This is a genomic window from Salinicoccus sp. ID82-1 (assembly GCF_021991715.1).
GTDB classification, from domain to species: Bacteria; Bacillota; Bacilli; order Staphylococcales; family Salinicoccaceae; genus Salinicoccus; species Salinicoccus cyprini.
This window is the reverse complement of the sequence record NZ_JAGFLY010000003.1, coordinates 347299-363573: the sequence shown is the minus strand read 5'-3', so window position 1 is coordinate 363573 and position 16275 is coordinate 347299. Positions and strand designations below refer to the sequence as shown.

Genomic DNA, 16275 nt, shown 5'->3' with positions numbered 1-16275 from the left:
AGATGATCCGCATTGTGCTGGCAGAAGACCAGAACCTTTTGAGGGGCGCACTTGCTGCACTGCTTGATCTTGAAGAGGATATCACTGTTGTCGGACAAGTATCCAGTGGCGCTGAAGCGCTGGACCTCGTTGCAAAGGAAGCTCCTGATATCTGTCTGATGGATATAGAAATGCCCGTCATGACGGGTCTTGAGGCAGCGGAGCATCTGAAGGATGCCCCTTGCAAAGTCATTATCCTGACAACATTCGCCCGTCCGGGCTATTTCGAGCGGGCGAAAAAGGCGGAAGTGAGCGGCTATCTACTGAAAGACAGCTCGAGCGAGTCACTGGCGCAGTCGATCCGTCAGATCATGACAGGCAGGCGCATCTATTCCCCTGAGCTGATCGATATTGCGTTTGAAGCAGCCAATCCACTGACAGCACGTGAAATAGAAATCATCCAGTCTCTGGCTGAAGGAAAGACTACAAAAGCGATTGCCAAAGATCTGCATCTTTCAAACGGCACAGTCAGAAATTATGTATCGATCATCCTCGATAAGCTCAATGTCGACAACCGCATCGAGGCAATTTCAAAAGCGGAGGAAAAAGGCTGGTTGAAATAGATATCCGACTTTCTGAATCGGTTATCGGTTAACTTCAATCACTGTTCCAGTTATAATGGAACTGGAAACGTTGCAGCAGACCAGGCGTATCTTACACTACATCATGGATCAGGAGCTGATTGAATGAAATATAGCTACGTATCACATCTCTACTGTCCGAAGTGCAGCAGTACCTACAGCACAAAAGATCAGCAGCAGCTATGTACATGTGGTTCTCCACTGCTTGTTGCATATGATATGGAAGGCATAAAGAAAAACCTGACACCAGATCATCTGAAAGACCGCAAACCGGATCTATGGAGATATCACGAACTGCTTCCTGTGGAAGACGAAAGCAATGTCGTTTCACTTGGGGAAGGCATGACCCCACTTGTCCACCTGCCACGTCTCGGTGATGCCATGTCACTAGAAAATCTCTACATAAAGGACGAGGGGCTTGTACCGACTGGAAGCTTCAAGGCACGGGGTGCAGCAGTCGGTGTGTCGAAAGCGAAGGAACTTGGTGTAGAGGCGCTTGCCATGCCGACCAACGGTAATGCTGGCGCAGCTTGGGCGCTATATGCGGCGAGAGCGGGCATCAGATCGACGATTGTCATGCCTGAGGATGCACCGGAAATCACGAGAAATGAAGTCGCCATATCAGGGGCCGACCTCTATCTTGTCAACGGTCTGATCAGTGATGCAGGTAAAATTGTCGGAAGTGCCGTCAAGGATCAGGAACTGTATGATGTTTCCACACTCAAGGAGCCTTACCGGATTGAAGGCAAGAAGACGATGGGGCTGGAAATTGCAGAGCAGTTCGGCTTCACCATGCCGGACGTCATCCTGTATCCGACGGGCGGTGGTGTCGGTCTGATCGGCATCCATAAAGCCTTGAAGGAGCTTAGGACGCTCGGGTGGGTGAAAGGCGATCTGCCGAGACTGGTCGCCGTCCAGGCAAGCGGGTGCGCTCCCATCGTCAAAGCATGGGAAGCAGGAGAACGGGAATCCGAGTTCTGGCATGACTCAGAAACAAAAGCCTTCGGCATCAATGTACCAAAGGCGCTCGGAGATTTTCTTGTACTCGATGCCCTCTATGAAACAGACGGTTGTGCAATCGCCATCGATGACACGGAGATGCTGCGGGAACAGAAGCATGTAGCAAATCTTGAAGGCAACTTCGTCTGCCCGGAAGGGGCGGCGGCATTTGCAGCGGCACGCAGACTGAGGGAAAACGGATGGCTTGCTGAAGATGAAAAAGTGGTCGTACTGAATACCGGAGCCGGCATAAAATATCCGGATACTGTGGACATCGATCCTATTATGCTCGAAAAGGGCGATGTTCTGCCAAAGTAGCCTGCTGATTGGTTTCTTATGTAATAACACCCCGATAGCATTTGCTATCGGGGTGTACTAGTGTGCCTAGAATTCGAGTGTATCTCCATTTTCAGGAACAGTCAGCTTGTCGCTGAATCCTTTGTCTTCTGCATACGCTTTAAGGTCAGCTTTGGAAAGGTTCCAGTGGTTTACGGCTTCCATGTGTACAGCAACGATGTCTGCTTCAGGTGCTGCTTTGGATACTTCAAGCACGTCGTCTTCTTTCATGACAAGTGAACCGCCGACCAGGAACTGGTTGTCCCCAGCATTGACAACAATGACGTCAGGATTGTGGGATTTTATTTCTTCTTCTACACCGTCATACCATACGGTGTCACCAGCAAGATACAATGTCTTCTCGTCTTCATGTTTGAAGACAACGCCGCATACAAGTCCTGCAGCCTGGAGGATTTCCCCACGTCCGTGCTCACCTTGTGTTTTTATAAGACTGATGCCTTCAAATGCTGTATCATTGGAAAGAGGCGTTACATTCGTGAAGCCGGCTTCTGCAACGACATTTTTATCTTCATCATTTTGTGTGAATACAGCGATGTCCTTAGGCAGTGCTTCCACTGCAGCAGCATCCCAGTGGTCCGGGTGCAGGTGGGTAACGATGACTGCATCTGCTTTTGAGACAACATCTTCAACTGAAACAGGCAATTCCTGAAGCGGGTTGCGCTGATCCATACGTGGGGCTGGAGCTGGAACGCCGCCTTCGCCCATTGGTGGCAATGCGCCTTTTTCAGAGAGCATTGGATCGATGAGGAAAGTTTTGCCTGCATATTCAATGAGTGCGGTAGCATTACGCAAATGATTAAATTTCATTAAAAATCTTCCTTTTTGTTTTACTATATTTCCTATACCCATTTTATAATTTTCAAGTTGCAGATGTACATGGATTCGATAAAGTGTTTAGCCCATTTCACTTTATTTCTGAAAGGAGTTGGGGCAGTTGAACGAAACAGATAAGGAAATACTCGAGGTGCTTCAGAATAATGGACGCATGACAATGAAAGAACTGGGTGAGAAAGTGCACCTTACAGGCCCTGCTGCGTCGGCAAGAGTGGCCAAGATGGAGGACCAGGGAATCATCGAAGGGTATACCATCAAGGTCAACCAAGAGAAAATGGGCATGCCGATGCATGTTTTCATAGATATTTTTACCGGCAGTCCCAACCATGAGCCATATCTTGCATTCATAGATGAGGAGAAAGAATATGTTGCAAATAATTATAAGGTGAGCGGAGAGAGCTGCTACCTGCTGGAGTGCAGATTTCCATCAAGCGGTGCATTGGATGAATTTCTGACGGCACTCAGCAGGCATGTAAGCTATAAGGTATCGATTGTAATCTGAATCGTTTCGAAATCAGAGTCCAACTCCGTACCATGAGAGTGCCTGATATCCGAAATAGAAGGAAACGAGGGTGAGGATACTGAAAATCAGATTCTCGACCTTGCTCCCTGTACGGATGGTGAGAGGGAAGCGGACGGTAAGGTTCAGTGGAAAGAACAGTTTGATGCCGCGCTTTGTCCCCATGTCCAGTATGTAGTGGCTGATCATGCCCGTCAAAAGTCCGTACTTCAGGACATCGTTCGGAAAGAACCGGTCGATAAGAAACGATGCAAGTACCAGAAACAGCAGGCTATGCGTGAAGGTCCGGTGTCCGAAAATCAGATTGATGATTCTGGATAGGATGGGAAACCTTTTGCCGATCATGCTGCCGCTATGACAGATGTCGGGCAGGAGGGCACCCGCTATTCCCGCACCGACCATGATCAGTGGATTTTCATTTGCTGTATGGGCAACAGCAAGACTGGCTGCGATGCCGCCCAATATATGTGTCTTTCCAGTCATGATGCGACCTCCTTATTTTTTATTGAATAACAATTATAATATATTATATGCGTTTTATCTGTATTTTTATAACATCAAAGATGAATATGTTCACTATTTGAAAATAAATGTTTGGTTTGCGACAAATCCGGATATGATTCGAACGATTCACCCAAGAATCATCATGTTATGATGTATGGAAACGCAATGAGGAGGAAAATGATATGGATGGTACAAGAAGAAATGATATAAGGCCGGGAACAAAAGTGAAGGTGGTGCAGAAGCATCATCAGCGTTCCGGTGAACTGACGGAAGGTGTTGTCGCAAGACTGCTGACAAACTCGGCGACGCATCCGCATGGCATCAAAGTGAAACTCGAGAGCGGCATCGTAGGCAGAGTGAAGGAAATCATCCAATAGGAAAAAATACTTCCGTATCGAACCTCGGATAAATGGTACTTTAAAATGTATCGTTGTCCGGGGTTTTTGTATGCATTGAAAAATTATTGATGCAAACAGATTTCTCTATTGACAGAGCAATGAAAAAGGATTATGATACATCTCGACTCTAATAAAAGTACTTTGAACAAAGTATAAGAAGAAAGAAGGAAATAAGTGGTGAGTTTTAAAAAGTTCCTGGGAACGAAAGGTGCAATAGCCACAATTTTTATGGGTGTATTTTATGCGGTTGCCATGCTTGGCATATTCCTGCCGGGCTACTCTGCGATACCCGGAAATATTGATCAGCTGCACATTGCCATCGTCAACGAAGACGCTGGAGAATATGGCGGAGAGATTGCTGACCAGCTTGAGGAGAATTTGCCTTTCAAGGAGATAGCTACTGATCTGACAAATGAACAGGCAATGAATGACCTGGAACATAATGGGTTGGCGATGGTTGTACACATTCCCGAAACATTCTCTGAAGATGTCGCAGGCGGAAAGGGAAATGCAGCCATCGACTTTACTACCAACGAAGCTGCACCACAGATGGTGTCATCTACCATGACTTCGATTGTTTCAGAAATCAATAACCAATTGGGCATGCAATTTTCACAGCAGACAGCACAAGGTGTGCTGATGAATTTCAATGTACCAGAAGCACAGGCTGCTGAACTGTCTGCACAGATTGAATCCGCATATGTTGGAAATGTGGTCAGCATCAACGAGGTGCCGGATGGCATGAACAACAGTATGCTGCCGATGTTCCTTACAATGGCCGGTTATACAGGTGCCATGATCGGTGCGATGCAGCTGATTAGTGCATATCGGGAAAATCGTGCTAAGGCGAGTAGAACGAGACTGTTCATCTATGTTCAGATGACAGCCCTGATTGTCGCAGTCACCTCAACATTGATTGCCATGGGCATCGTCTACCTGATCAACGGTCCAAGTGCCGACCTGCTGCTTGAACTGGCAGGACAGCAAGTATTGAACTATGTCGTTGCCTTCAACTTCACTGCCATTCTTGTATTTCTGGTCGGTGAAGCCGGCATGATCTTCAACTTACCGATTCTCCTGATGCAGACATTGGCAAATGGATCCACAATGCCACGCGACCTGATGTATGCACCATATGAATGGATGAGTCATATTTCCCCAATGTACTATTCCGTCCAGGCCTATACTGCAAATCTTTACGGTAGCATCAGTGCAGGTCCATTTCTCTGGTCGATGGCTGCAATCGGCGGGATAGCAATGCTGATCAACATCATGATTGTTGCATTTGTTCATAAGCCGGTTGAACTTGACACACCAGTAGCTGATGACAGCAAAATGCCGACTCCGGCGGAAGTGACACCCTGAAGTCTGTTACAATGAAGATAATATGCTTTACAAAGGAGTAGTCGGATGTCCATTCAAATATTCATACTGAGCCGGCTCATGCAGGACAACAGCTATCCCTACAAGCTGAAAAAACAGCTGTCCGAGCCTCTGCCACTCGATGAACTGGCGAACCTGACCGAAAGCAAGCTGTACTACAATTTCGATGCCCTGGCCAAAAAAGGTCTGATTGAAATTGTAGAAGTGATCAAGGAAGACCACCGTCCGGACAAGCAGGTTTTTGCAATTACGGATAAAGGCCGTGAAGCATTGCCGAAGCTAATATACAAGTTATTTGAAAATGCAGGCGATATTAAGGATATGATAGTCGGTCTGACATGTCTGAAGTATGTCGACCGCGAGGAAGTTGTTCGTATATTGGAGAACAAGGCGGTCAGCATCGAAGAGCGCTGGGCATACGTCAGGGAAATGGAAGACAGGATTCAGGTGAACGAAACCAACGCGAAGATGGTTGATCTGATGAAAGGCTATGTCACAGCCAGAAAAGAGCATACACTCCACTGGCTCAAAATAGTAATCGAACGCATCAGGAATAATGAAATATGAATCAGTTCTGAGAAAGCCGGTCCCTGCTGCATGGACAGGCTTTCTCTTTTTATGATGGTGCAGTCTTTTCAGAAAGGTTATAATCATCAGGTGAAAACCAATTCTATAGAATATTAAAGTAATCGAGGAGGGGAAACGTTGATCTCATTTGTTCTGACTTTAAAACGGCTGATCTCGGCAATATTCCGAATAGGCAAGGAACCCTTATTCAGAACGTTGCTGCTGACATTGGCAATCATCCTGTTATCCGGGACTCTTTTCTATCATCAGACGGAGGGATGGACACTGCTCAACTCGTTCTATTTCGCTTTTGTCAGTCTTATTCCGACTGGTATTAACACTGGTTTGGCACCAGAAGCTTCACTCAGCAAATGGTTTACCATGATCTATCTCATAGTCGGCGTTGGTGTGATGCTCATGCTGCTCATAAGATTGGGGTTTGCAATCATAAAACTTGAAAAACCAGAAGATGACCAGCATATATCAGTCGATAATAGAAATGAAAAATAGTAAAAGGTGCTTTTTGTTTTGGAGTACCTGAAAAATCCCCGTAAGGTTGCACTTTGAGTACAATCACACGGGGATTTTCTCTATGGGATGCCGAGTCCCTTTTGCTATTTTGTTTCAGGCTGTGCATCCACCATATCGTCCGGACGTGCACGGTATACGCGCAGTGCCATCAGGAAGGCGGCGATCGAGATGACGAATCCGATGAAGTAGACAAGTTCAACACCAGCGACCATGGCTTCGTTGACTGTCGCCGGATCATTCGGTGCATCTGCATTCGACAGGAAACTTGCCTGTCTTGCATTCAATACACTGATGAACACGGATACGCCGATTGCACCAGCCAGCGGCTGCAATGTGGATACTACAGCGGTACCATGTGGATACATGTTTTTCGGCAGCTGGTTGAGGCCATTCGTCTGAGCAGGCATCATGATTGCCGAAACGGAAATCATGAGAAGCATGAAGCTGACGACGATGACCCATACCGAAGTGCTGGTATCAAGACGGCTCATCATGAACATCGTGCCTGTCAGTATGAGCGTCGCAGGAATCATCATCGGTCTTGGTCCGACCTTATCGAACAGCTGGCCCATGAATGGGGAAAGCGCACCATTCAGCAGGCTGCCCGGCAGCAGAAGCAGACCGGCGGTAGCAGCACTCAGCTGCAGTGGCCCCTGCATGTATATCGGCAGAATGATTTCTGATGCGAACATGGTCATGACGATGATCAGGAACATGATGACGGCATGCCGGTACATCGGGTACTTGAACACCCTGAGATCTATGATCGGCTCATCGAGACGCAGCTGTCGATAGACAAATAGGGAAATACCGATCAACCCAACAGCGATGGATAACAGTACTTCAGGGCTGGCGAAGCCCGATTCGCTCTCTCCTACGGAGCTGAAACCATAGATGGTGGCCCCAAAACCGATGGTTGAAAAGATGACGGAAAGAATATCGATTTTAGGACGTGTCACTTCTGATACATTGACCAGGAAGAAGAATGCAAACACGATCGAAAATAGCGAGAATGGAATAACTGTGATGAAAAGGAATCTCCATCCAAGATATTCTACAATGATACCTGAGAGTGTAGGGCCGATGGCTGGTGCAAACATGATGACCAGTCCGACAATGCCCATCACCTTTCCCCGTTTATGGGGTGGGTACATCAGCAGGAATACGTTGAACATGATCGGCATCAGCATGCCGGTACCGACTGCCTGTATCATCCGGCCGGCAAGCAGGACGCCGAATGTCGGGGCCGAGGCGGCAATGATGGTTCCTGCGGTGAATACAATCATCGTACCGAGGAAGAGCTGTCTAGTCGTAAACCACTGTATCAGGAGTGCAGATACGGGTATGACAATCCCCATCACAAGCATGAAGCCGGTGGCCATCCACTGTACTGTCGGCAGGGAGACATCAAATTGCTCCATCAGCGTAGTAAGGGCAATATTGAGCAGCGTTTCATTCAAAATTGCAAAGAATGCACCGATAATAAGAGAAAGCATGATGGGCAGTGTCTTGATATCGGGATTATCCGACAAGTATTCATATTGGGTCGCAGTATTTTTTTCCATGAAAAGTTCTCCTATTATGTATTGGATTTGAAGGCATAATACTATGACTGCATTTGATTATATTAGTATGCACCCTTTCATAACACAAGAATTATGCCTGCTGACTCAGGCCACTGTCACACCAGTCATATCAGAGGTTTTGAGATGCTGCCATACAAAAGGCGGTGGAGGTGCATTTGCAATCCATACATCTTTAGTGTAATATGCTGAACTATAGTATGTTTATTAAATATTCGGAAAATATTGGAGCGTACTATAAAAAAGTGTTTATAATCTACGGAGGCGAACTATTTAACATGTCCAAACTTTGGAATGATGTGGACGCGTATTTTACTTCCCAGCTGAATGCTGAAGATGAAGTGATTACAGGGATTCTCGAAAATGATGAAGAAAGAGCTGAAGCAACAAGTGGTCAAGGCAAGTTTCTTCAGCTGTTGGCGAGAATCAAAGGTGCAAAAACGGTGTTGGAAGTAGGTACATTGAGTGGCTATAGCACACTATGGCTGGGTAAGGCGCTGCCGGAGGAAGGCAGAATGGCAACCATCGAATCCAATCCGGAATATGCAGAAACAGCGCTCAAGCACATTAGAGCTGCTGGACTGGATAACAAGATCGAAGTGATCGATACACCTGCAGAGAATACATTGCCGAAATTGCTGGAGCGAGGCTACCCGCGTTTTGATTTCATATTCATCAATGCCAACCAGCAGCGTTATCCGGACTATCTGGAAGCGGCGATCGGCATGGCCAAAAGCGGCTCGGTCATTGTAACGGAACGCAAGATAAATGAGACATTTGAAGCGGAGGAGGCAACGTGCCCTAAAATGCAGCGTTTCCTGCAGATACTTACAGATCATCCACGTGTGGACGCGACAGCGGTCCAGACAGTCGGCAGCAGTGGACATGATGGATTCATCATCGCCGTACTCGATTAATCATATAATATGAACCATGACCCGATGCCAATTCGCGCAAGCAGATTGGAGTCGGGTTTTTATCATCATTCCGGATGAATAAGAATGCCCGTTTCAGAATATCTGCCATCATGATAAGATGATGGAAAAGTGAGGAAGGGAATGCCATGCTCAAACGTTTCAACAGATTCATACAGAAATGGCTTGCGCTACTGACACCGCTCAGTCTCATCATTGGCGTGCTGCTTGGTGACTTTGGCGCATCCTTCCTGTTTCTTGTACCCTGGCTTTTCGCCTTCATGACATTCACCGGCGCGCTGGGGATGGATTTCAAGGATTTCGGTATGGTGGCAAAACACCCGAAAGCGATTCTGATGAGCATTGTGATGCTGCACGTCCTGCTGCCTTTCTGGGGATACATGCTTTCTTCACTGCTGTTTGATGACCACCTGCTGATCATCGGTTTTACGCTGGCAGTGGCAGTACCGACAGGAGTCACATCGGTCATCTGGGTGGCGATCACCCGAGGCAATCTGCCGCTGGCACTTTCCATCATTCTGCTGGATACACTGCTGGCACCGGTCATACTTCCGATCATTCTCGTCATGGTGGGCGGCACGGCGGTCAACCTCGATTCCGGTGAACTGATTACAGATCTTTTCTGGATGATCGTACTGCCGACACTCCTCGGCATTCTGCTGAATGAGATGACACGCGGCAAGGTGAAAGAAACGGTCTCGCCAAAGCTCGCCCCCTTTTCAAAGCTCAGCATACTGCTGATCATCCTGATCAATGGCAGCGTCATCGCTCCCTATCTGCAGACTTTCTCATGGAACATTGTCGCAATACTGTGCCTCGTACTGTTCATCACCTTGTCGGCATATGCTTTTGCACTCGTCATCGGTCATTTCCTGTTCAAAGACCCATCCATTGCTACAACAGTGACCTATACCGTCGGCATGAGGAATATATCCATCGGTGTCGTCATCGCAACGGCATACTTTCCGCCGAAAGTGGCCATGCCGGTTGTATTCTGCATGCTGTTCCAGCAGGTCATCGCCTCTTTTGCGAGCAGCTGGATGCTCAGATACCAGGATCATATGGAAATATTGAAATATAACTCTTTGAAGTAATCGTATGGATATGTCGATGGTTTCGAGGGTATAGTGGAAACATTGAAGTTCTATTATTCATATTGAGGAGGCTGTATATGGAAAAGTTCAGAGCACTGGTTGTTGACAAGAAGGATGCAGAAACAACAATGGAGATCAAGGAGATCGGCATGGATGACCTTTCCGAAGGGGAAGTGACCATCAAGGTCGCCTATTCCAGCGTAAATTATAAGGATGGCATGGTGGCAGTGAAAGGCAGCATTGCAGAGAGGTTTCCGATCATTCCTGGAATCGATCTTGCCGGTACAGTCATATCATCTGAAGATGAGCGCTTCAAAGAGGGTGACGAGGTGATCGCGACAAGCTACCATATCGGTACGCGCCACAGTGGCGGATTCAGTGAAGTTGCAAGAATTCCGTCGGAATGGGTTGTGCCACTGCCTGAAGGGCTGAGTCTGAAGGAATCGATGGAACTCGGTACCGCCGGTTTCACCGCAGCGCTATGCGTCCAGCGGCTTGAGGAGAATGGACTGGAACCGGGTCCCGGCAAGGTGCTCGTTGACGGCGCAAGCGGTGGTGTCGGCAGTCTTGCGATCAACATGCTGGCTGATAGGGGCTATACTGTCGTTGCCAGTACCGGCCGTACAGAAGAAGCGGAGTATTTGAAATCTCTAGGTGCCGACACGGTGATCCACCGTGACGAAGTCACGGACGAAGATGGGAAATCCACGAGGAAGAGGCAGTGGAAGGCAGCAGTCGATCCTGTCGGTGGCAAGACGCTGCAATATATATTGAGCAGTCTCGACTATGGTGGATCTGTCGCAACATGCGGGCTTGCCGGTGGAATCGAAGTCGAGACGACAGTACTGCCTTTCATCTCCCGCGGCATCAACTGGCTCGGCATCGACTCTGTCAAGTATCCGATGGAACAAAGACTGAAAGTATGGGATCGTCTCGCAGATGACCTGAAACCTTCTGCACTTGAGACGCATATTGCCTATGAAGCAGCACTTGAGGAACTGCCGGATACGCTCAATGATATTCTGAAAGGACATGTCAGAGGTCGTGTCATCGTCAAATTCTAAAAAACACCCTTCATCCACAATGAAATGGATGAAGGGTGTTCGTTCTATTTGGCAAATGCTTCTTCTTCGAGCATTCTGATTTGTGCGTCTACATATTCAGCAGACAGATTGTTTTCAGCGATATACCTGTTTCTCGGATGCTTGGTGCATTCGATTGAACATCCGCCAAGGTGCTTCGCTTCATTTTCCTCTGAAGCAAGAATCTGGTCGTTGCAGTCCGGATTTGCACAGTTGATGTAGCGTTCGCAAGGAGTACCGTCGAAATGATCTTTGCCGACAATATTATGCTCCACCTGGTTGACCGGTACTGTCAGCCTTTCGTCGAAGACATACATCATGCCGTCCCAGTTCTGCCCTTTGGCGACCGGATCTTTGCCATATGTGGCAATACCGCCGTGAAGCTGTCCGACATCATCGAAACCTTCACGCTTCAACCATCCTGAAAACTTCTCACAGCGGATGCCGCCGGTGCAGTATGTCAGAATACGTTTGCCTTCGAGCATTTCACGATTCTCCTCAACCCATTCCGGCAGGTCGCGGAACGTCTCGACATCCGGACGGATGGCGCCACGGAAATGTCCGACATCATATTCATATGTGTTCCTTGCATCGAGGACAACTGTGTTATCATCCTGCATCTGTTCCAGAAAATCTGCGGGCTCTACGTATTCCCCTGTAATTTCATGCGGGTTGATATCCTCTTCCAGACTGAGATTGACCAGTTCAGGGCGTGGACGGACATGCATCTTCCTGAAAGCATGGCCTTCGGCCTCATCGATTTTGAATACGATGCCTTCAAACAGCGGGTGCTGCTTCATGTATGCCATATACTGCTCCGTGTCTTCCACAGTACCGGATACAGTACCATTGATGCCTTCACCAGCAACAAGAATACGGCCTTTGAGATTCATGCTTCTGCATAATTCGAGGTGCTCTGCAGCGAAAGCATCCGGGTCTTCAATATCATTGTAGTAGTAATAGAGTAAAACTTGATAATCCATTTCTTTTCCACCTATCAAATTATATTTGCAGGATATACCTGATAGCTGCACGAAGAAAAAAAGCCCCTTCATGCAATGGTTTATTATACCAATTCCCCACTGCATTTGAAAGGACTTTCTACACTTGTCAACAAATCTTCAATTTCAAGACGCTACACGCCTTCAGCGCCTCCAGGACGGGGTAGATCGGCAGCACCGTACAGTTTATGCGCGTCCGACTGGTCGATCATGATTGCCTGGATATCACCGATCCGAGTGTCGGCAGTCTGTTCCTTGAACGACTGGTCAAAATGATAGCCCATTCTTTTCATAGTTTCAAGCACGTCATCATCGAGGCCATCCTGCCATTGTGTCTCGAGATCCCGTGTGACATAGATTCTCGGTTCGCGGATTGCTTCGTCCAGTGGCATGTTATAGTCGATGACATTGATAATGGTCTGTGCCACCGAAGCAACAATGGTCTGCGCACCTGGAGAGCCCAGGGTGAAGAAGGGTCTGCCTTCGTGGAACAGGATGGTCGGACATTTGGAACTTGTCGGATACTTCTGTCCATCGGGCTCATTGACCTGGCCAGGTTCCGCTTCGAAATCGGTCAGGTCATTGTTCATGATGAATCCGTGACCCGGAACCATGATGCCGGAACCGTAGATACGCTCGATGGAAGAAGTACATGCAGCAACATTGCCCCACTGGTCGACAGCGGTGAAATGGGTGGTTTCAAATCCTTCGTTGTCCACATAGCGATCGACTGCACTGACACCATCCCTGCCTTCCTGATACTTCCATGGATCACCGTGCATATATGTTCTGGCACGGTCTTCGGTGGAAATCAGTGATCTGCGTTCATCGATATAGTCCGGATGCAGCAGGCCGTCAATCGGCAGTTCGTGGAAGTCCGAATCACCAATATGAGTATTCTTATCCGCAAGTGCCAGCTGCATGGTCTGGGCCAGCAGATGGTACTTTTCAGGGGAATGCGGATCATATTGTGAAATGTCGAGACCTTCCAGAATCTTCAGCTGCTGCGCCACTGCAATACCGCCGCCGCTCGGCGGCGCAGGCATGGCGATATCGAAACCTCTGTACTTTGTCCAGAGCGGCGTTTCAATCTTGACATGGTAGTTGATGAGGTCCTGATGGGTCATGACACCTCCCTGCTCCTTGACGGCATCGACTATGGCATCGGCAATCTCCCCTTCATATACGGAATCAAATCCTCTATCCCTGATGATCCTCAAAGTTCTGGCGAGTTCGGGCTGGACGATGGAATCCCCTTGCTTGAGTGGCTTGCCATCCGGCATGAACTTCTTCCGCGCCTCTTCGCCAAGACGATGTGAGAACAGTTCAAGTGTGCGTTCCCAAAGGGAGTTTACATTGAATTCCGATTCGGCAAGACTGATGGCAGGTTCAATCAAAGTCTCAAGAGGCAACGTGGCATATTTCTCATAGAGATGACCGAGCCCCTTCATGATGCCGGGAACGCCGACGGAACTGCCATGTGTAGAGCGCTTGTCGAACGGTATGACTTCACCATCTTCATCGAGGAAGCATTCTGGTCCGAGTTCGGCCGGCGACCGGGAATGTGCATTGATCACCTTTGTCTCCTGCTTTTTCCTGTCATGGCATACAATGAATCCTCCTGCGCCGATGCCTGTATTCATGCCTTCGACGACAGAGAGGGCGAGCTGGACGGCGATCAGGGCATCAAATGCATTTCCGCCCTGTTCGAGCATCTGGTTGCCGGCATGCGTCGCTTCTTCAATTGCACTGGCTACCATGCCGTATGAACCTGTATCTCCCTTGGTCTGATTTTCTGTACTATAGTGCTTCTTCTGCACTTCAAAGATGTCTTCGATACTTGTCATGATTCATCTCTCCTGTTCTGCTTCTGTAGAGCGTTATAGATGTATAGCCGAAAATCCATACCAGTAAACACCGGTTCAGCCCCAGGTATGAGGGAATAACGAATCACAGAGTGGAAATTCACCATGAAAATTGGTAAAATCATATAATTGGATATTGAAAGATATGAGGTGGATGATGTATGGACAGACAGAAGGCAATTGTAGTTTTCTCCGGTGGACAGGACAGTACGACATGCATGTTCCATGCCATGGCACACTACGATGAAGTGGAACTTGTCACGTTCAATTACGGACAGCGTCATAGCACGGAGATAGAAGTGGCCGAGAACATCGCAAAGGAGCAGGGGCTCAAGCATCGTGTGCTGGACATGTCACTGCTCGGACAGCTGAGTCCGAATGCACTGACGGATCATGACATGGATATTGCGGCAGATGAGGAAGCGGGTGTGCCGAACACTTTCGTTCCGGCAAGGAATATGCTCTTTTTGTCGTTTGCCTCTGCAATTGCCTATCAGGTTGGAGCGAAGACGATCATCACGGGCGTATGCGAAACAGATTTCAGCGGTTATCCGGACTGCCGGGACATCTTCATCAAATCGATGAATGTGACCGCCAATCTGGCAATGGATCGCAATTTTGTCATCGAGACACCTCTGATGTGGCTCGATAAGAAGGAGACCTGGGCGCTTGCGGACAAGTATGGCAAGCTCGATTATATAAGAAATAGAACACTGACATGCTACGAGGGCGTCATCGGGGACGGCTGTGGCGAATGCCCGGCCTGCCAGCTCAGAAATGCCGGTCTCGAAGCATACTTGGATGAGAAGGAGGGACAATGATGTACCAGACACCTGCACACGACTACCAGTATGAACTCAATAAGGATCTGAATTTCTCTGCAGCCCACTACGTCCCTGACGAGCGGGCGGGCAAATGCAGCAGAGTGCATGGCCATACGTATTTTGTAAACATTACCATTGCCGGTGATGAGCTGGACGATCTCGGTTTCCTCGTCAATTTCTCTTCACTTAAATCGCTGATCAGTGATGCATTTGATCATACGCTCCTCAATGAGCATGAACGCTTCAAGGAACGTCCGCCGACATCGGAGACATTGGCGGAGACCATATATGACATGGTTGAGACATTCATTGCCGGATTGGACAACCGCCCGGTCTGTCTGCAGATATACTTGCAGGAGACGCCGACAAGCTATGTCATCTACCGGCCTAAGGAGAGCAGAAAATAATGAAAGTACCCGTACTTGAAATTTTTGGACCGACCTTCCAGGGGGAGGGTGCCGTCATCGGACAGAAGACGATGTTCGTCAGGACGGCCGGATGCGACTACAGCTGCAGCTGGTGTGATTCCGCATTCACCTGGGATGGCAGCCAGAAGGAGAATATACGCATGATGACCGCCGATGAAATTCTGGCATCGCTAGATCATCTCGCAGCCGGCAACTATAACCATGTGACGATTTCCGGAGGGAATCCGGCACTGCTCAAAAACATGCAGGAATTCGTCACCAAGGCGAAAGAAAGAGGTATCAGGCTCGCTGTGGAAACTCAAGGGACGGTGTACCAGGAGTGGCTGAGTGAAATCGACGATGTCACCATCAGTCCGAAGCCGCCGAGCTCCGGCATGGTCACGGATTTCGAAAAGCTTGAGCGCGTAATGGCCGGGCTTGATCAAGGACCTGCACACTACAATCTGAAAGTGGTCGTCTTCGATGAGAAGGATTTTGAATATGCAGCAGATGTGCATCAGAAGTACCCGGATGTCGACTTCTATCTTCAGGTCGGCAACCCCTACCTTGGAGATAATGTCGATAACCATACAACAAGACTTCTTGAACGCTATGAGAGGCTCGTGGATATGACCATGGCAGATGCCCGGATGAACAACGCGAAAGTATTGCCCCAGTTGCATACGCTGCTGTGGAGCAATAAGCAGGGCGTCTGAATTCAGGTACTTTTTAAAAGAAGAGATGCAGAAACTGATATACTATCCATGGAAC

18 protein-coding genes are annotated in these 16275 nt (G+C 48.2%); 13 read left to right on the top strand and 5 right to left on the bottom strand.

Annotation, left to right across the window (positions count from 1 at the left end; all coding sequences use genetic code 11):
* Window positions 1-2 precede the first annotated feature (2 nt).
* Together J4760_RS09635 and J4760_RS09630 are read left to right on the top strand one after the other, a co-directional pair.
* Entirely contained in the window at window positions 3-602 is a 600-nt protein-coding gene (locus tag J4760_RS09635) for a response regulator transcription factor (RefSeq protein WP_145290389.1), read from the top strand.
* Between the two features lie 123 nt (window positions 603-725).
* On the top strand, window positions 726-1937 hold the full coding sequence (locus tag J4760_RS09630; protein ID WP_237605541.1) for a threonine synthase: 1212 nt from the start codon (window positions 726-728) through the stop codon (window positions 1935-1937).
* A 66-nt stretch (window positions 1938-2003) separates the two neighbouring features.
* Here the strand turns inward: J4760_RS09630 and J4760_RS09625 are convergent, their stop codons facing one another.
* Window positions 2004-2783, bottom strand: a complete 780-nt coding sequence (locus tag J4760_RS09625) for an MBL fold metallo-hydrolase (RefSeq protein WP_145290394.1) — start codon at window positions 2781-2783, stop codon at window positions 2004-2006.
* Between the two features lie 127 nt (window positions 2784-2910).
* Between J4760_RS09625 and J4760_RS09620 the strand changes: the two genes are divergently transcribed.
* Window positions 2911-3312 carry an Lrp/AsnC family transcriptional regulator gene (locus J4760_RS09620; protein WP_145290397.1) on the top strand — a complete coding sequence of 134 codons (402 nt, stop codon included), beginning with the start codon at window positions 2911-2913 and terminating at the stop codon, window positions 3310-3312.
* A gap of 12 nt (window positions 3313-3324) precedes the next feature.
* Here J4760_RS09620 and J4760_RS09615 read toward each other — a convergent pair whose 3' ends face one another.
* Complete coding sequence (locus J4760_RS09615) at window positions 3325-3813, bottom strand: metal-dependent hydrolase (RefSeq protein ID WP_145290399.1); 489 nt, start codon at window positions 3811-3813, stop codon at window positions 3325-3327.
* A gap of 203 nt (window positions 3814-4016) precedes the next feature.
* Here J4760_RS09615 and J4760_RS09610 point away from each other — a divergent pair, with 203 nt between their 5' ends.
* The 4 genes from J4760_RS09610 to J4760_RS09595 all read left to right on the top strand — a co-directional run bounded on the left by J4760_RS09610 (window position 4017) and on the right by J4760_RS09595 (window position 6692).
* Window positions 4017-4211 carry a YwbE family protein gene (locus tag J4760_RS09610; protein ID WP_237605540.1) on the top strand — a complete coding sequence of 65 codons (195 nt, stop codon included), beginning with the start codon at window positions 4017-4019 and terminating at the stop codon, window positions 4209-4211.
* Window positions 4212-4409: 198 nt separating this feature from the next.
* The gene (locus tag J4760_RS09605) at window positions 4410-5597 is read left to right on the top strand and encodes a YhgE/Pip domain-containing protein (protein ID WP_237605539.1); all 1188 of its coding nucleotides are present in this window, start codon (window positions 4410-4412) and stop codon (window positions 5595-5597) included.
* A gap of 45 nt (window positions 5598-5642) precedes the next feature.
* Window positions 5643-6182 carry a PadR family transcriptional regulator gene (locus J4760_RS09600; RefSeq protein WP_145290408.1) on the top strand — a complete coding sequence of 180 codons (540 nt, stop codon included), beginning with the start codon at window positions 5643-5645 and terminating at the stop codon, window positions 6180-6182.
* Window positions 6183-6320: 138 nt separating this feature from the next.
* On the top strand, window positions 6321-6692 hold the full coding sequence (locus J4760_RS09595; RefSeq protein WP_145290410.1) for a potassium channel family protein: 372 nt from the start codon (window positions 6321-6323) through the stop codon (window positions 6690-6692).
* A 104-nt stretch (window positions 6693-6796) separates the two neighbouring features.
* Here J4760_RS09595 and J4760_RS09590 read toward each other — a convergent pair whose 3' ends face one another.
* Complete coding sequence (locus J4760_RS09590) at window positions 6797-8278, bottom strand: MDR family MFS transporter (RefSeq protein WP_237605538.1); 1482 nt, start codon at window positions 8276-8278, stop codon at window positions 6797-6799.
* Window positions 8279-8574: 296 nt separating this feature from the next.
* On the opposite strand from J4760_RS09590, the gene J4760_RS09585 reads away from it, so the two are divergent.
* The 3 genes from J4760_RS09585 to J4760_RS09575 all read left to right on the top strand — a co-directional run bounded on the left by J4760_RS09585 (window position 8575) and on the right by J4760_RS09575 (window position 11389).
* Window positions 8575-9213 (top strand): O-methyltransferase, encoded by a 639-nt coding sequence (locus tag J4760_RS09585; protein WP_145290416.1) that lies wholly within the window; start codon window positions 8575-8577, stop codon window positions 9211-9213.
* Window positions 9214-9359: 146 nt separating this feature from the next.
* Window positions 9360-10325 (top strand): bile acid:sodium symporter family protein, encoded by a 966-nt coding sequence (locus J4760_RS09580; protein ID WP_145290418.1) that lies wholly within the window; start codon window positions 9360-9362, stop codon window positions 10323-10325.
* Between the two features lie 77 nt (window positions 10326-10402).
* Window positions 10403-11389: an acrylyl-CoA reductase family protein gene (locus tag J4760_RS09575; RefSeq protein ID WP_237605537.1), complete on the top strand. Its 987-nt coding sequence runs from the start codon at window positions 10403-10405 to the stop codon at window positions 11387-11389.
* Between the two features lie 44 nt (window positions 11390-11433).
* Here J4760_RS09575 and trhO read toward each other — a convergent pair whose 3' ends face one another.
* Together trhO and ggt are read right to left on the bottom strand one after the other, a co-directional pair.
* Window positions 11434-12390, bottom strand: a complete 957-nt coding sequence (gene trhO, locus J4760_RS09570; protein ID WP_237605536.1) for an oxygen-dependent tRNA uridine(34) hydroxylase TrhO — start codon at window positions 12388-12390, stop codon at window positions 11434-11436.
* A 152-nt stretch (window positions 12391-12542) separates the two neighbouring features.
* On the bottom strand, window positions 12543-14255 hold the full coding sequence (ggt, locus tag J4760_RS09565) for a gamma-glutamyltransferase (RefSeq protein ID WP_237605535.1): 1713 nt from the start codon (window positions 14253-14255) through the stop codon (window positions 12543-12545).
* A 179-nt stretch (window positions 14256-14434) separates the two neighbouring features.
* Between ggt and queC the strand changes: the two genes are divergently transcribed.
* From queC to queE, 3 genes are read left to right on the top strand one after another with little or no spacing between them, the layout of a single operon-like run.
* Window positions 14435-15094 (top strand): 7-cyano-7-deazaguanine synthase QueC, encoded by a 660-nt coding sequence (gene queC / locus J4760_RS09560; protein WP_145290430.1) that lies wholly within the window; start codon window positions 14435-14437, stop codon window positions 15092-15094.
* On the top strand, window positions 15094-15504 hold the full coding sequence (gene queD, locus J4760_RS09555; protein WP_145290433.1) for a 6-carboxytetrahydropterin synthase QueD: 411 nt from the start codon (window positions 15094-15096) through the stop codon (window positions 15502-15504). The genes queC and queD overlap by 1 nt, the downstream gene beginning before the upstream one ends.
* A complete protein-coding gene (gene queE, locus J4760_RS09550) occupies window positions 15501-16220 on the top strand; it encodes a 7-carboxy-7-deazaguanine synthase QueE (RefSeq protein WP_237605562.1) in 720 nt (239 codons plus the stop codon). Before queD ends, queE begins: the two co-directional genes overlap by 4 nt.
* Window positions 16221-16275 lie beyond the last annotated feature (55 nt).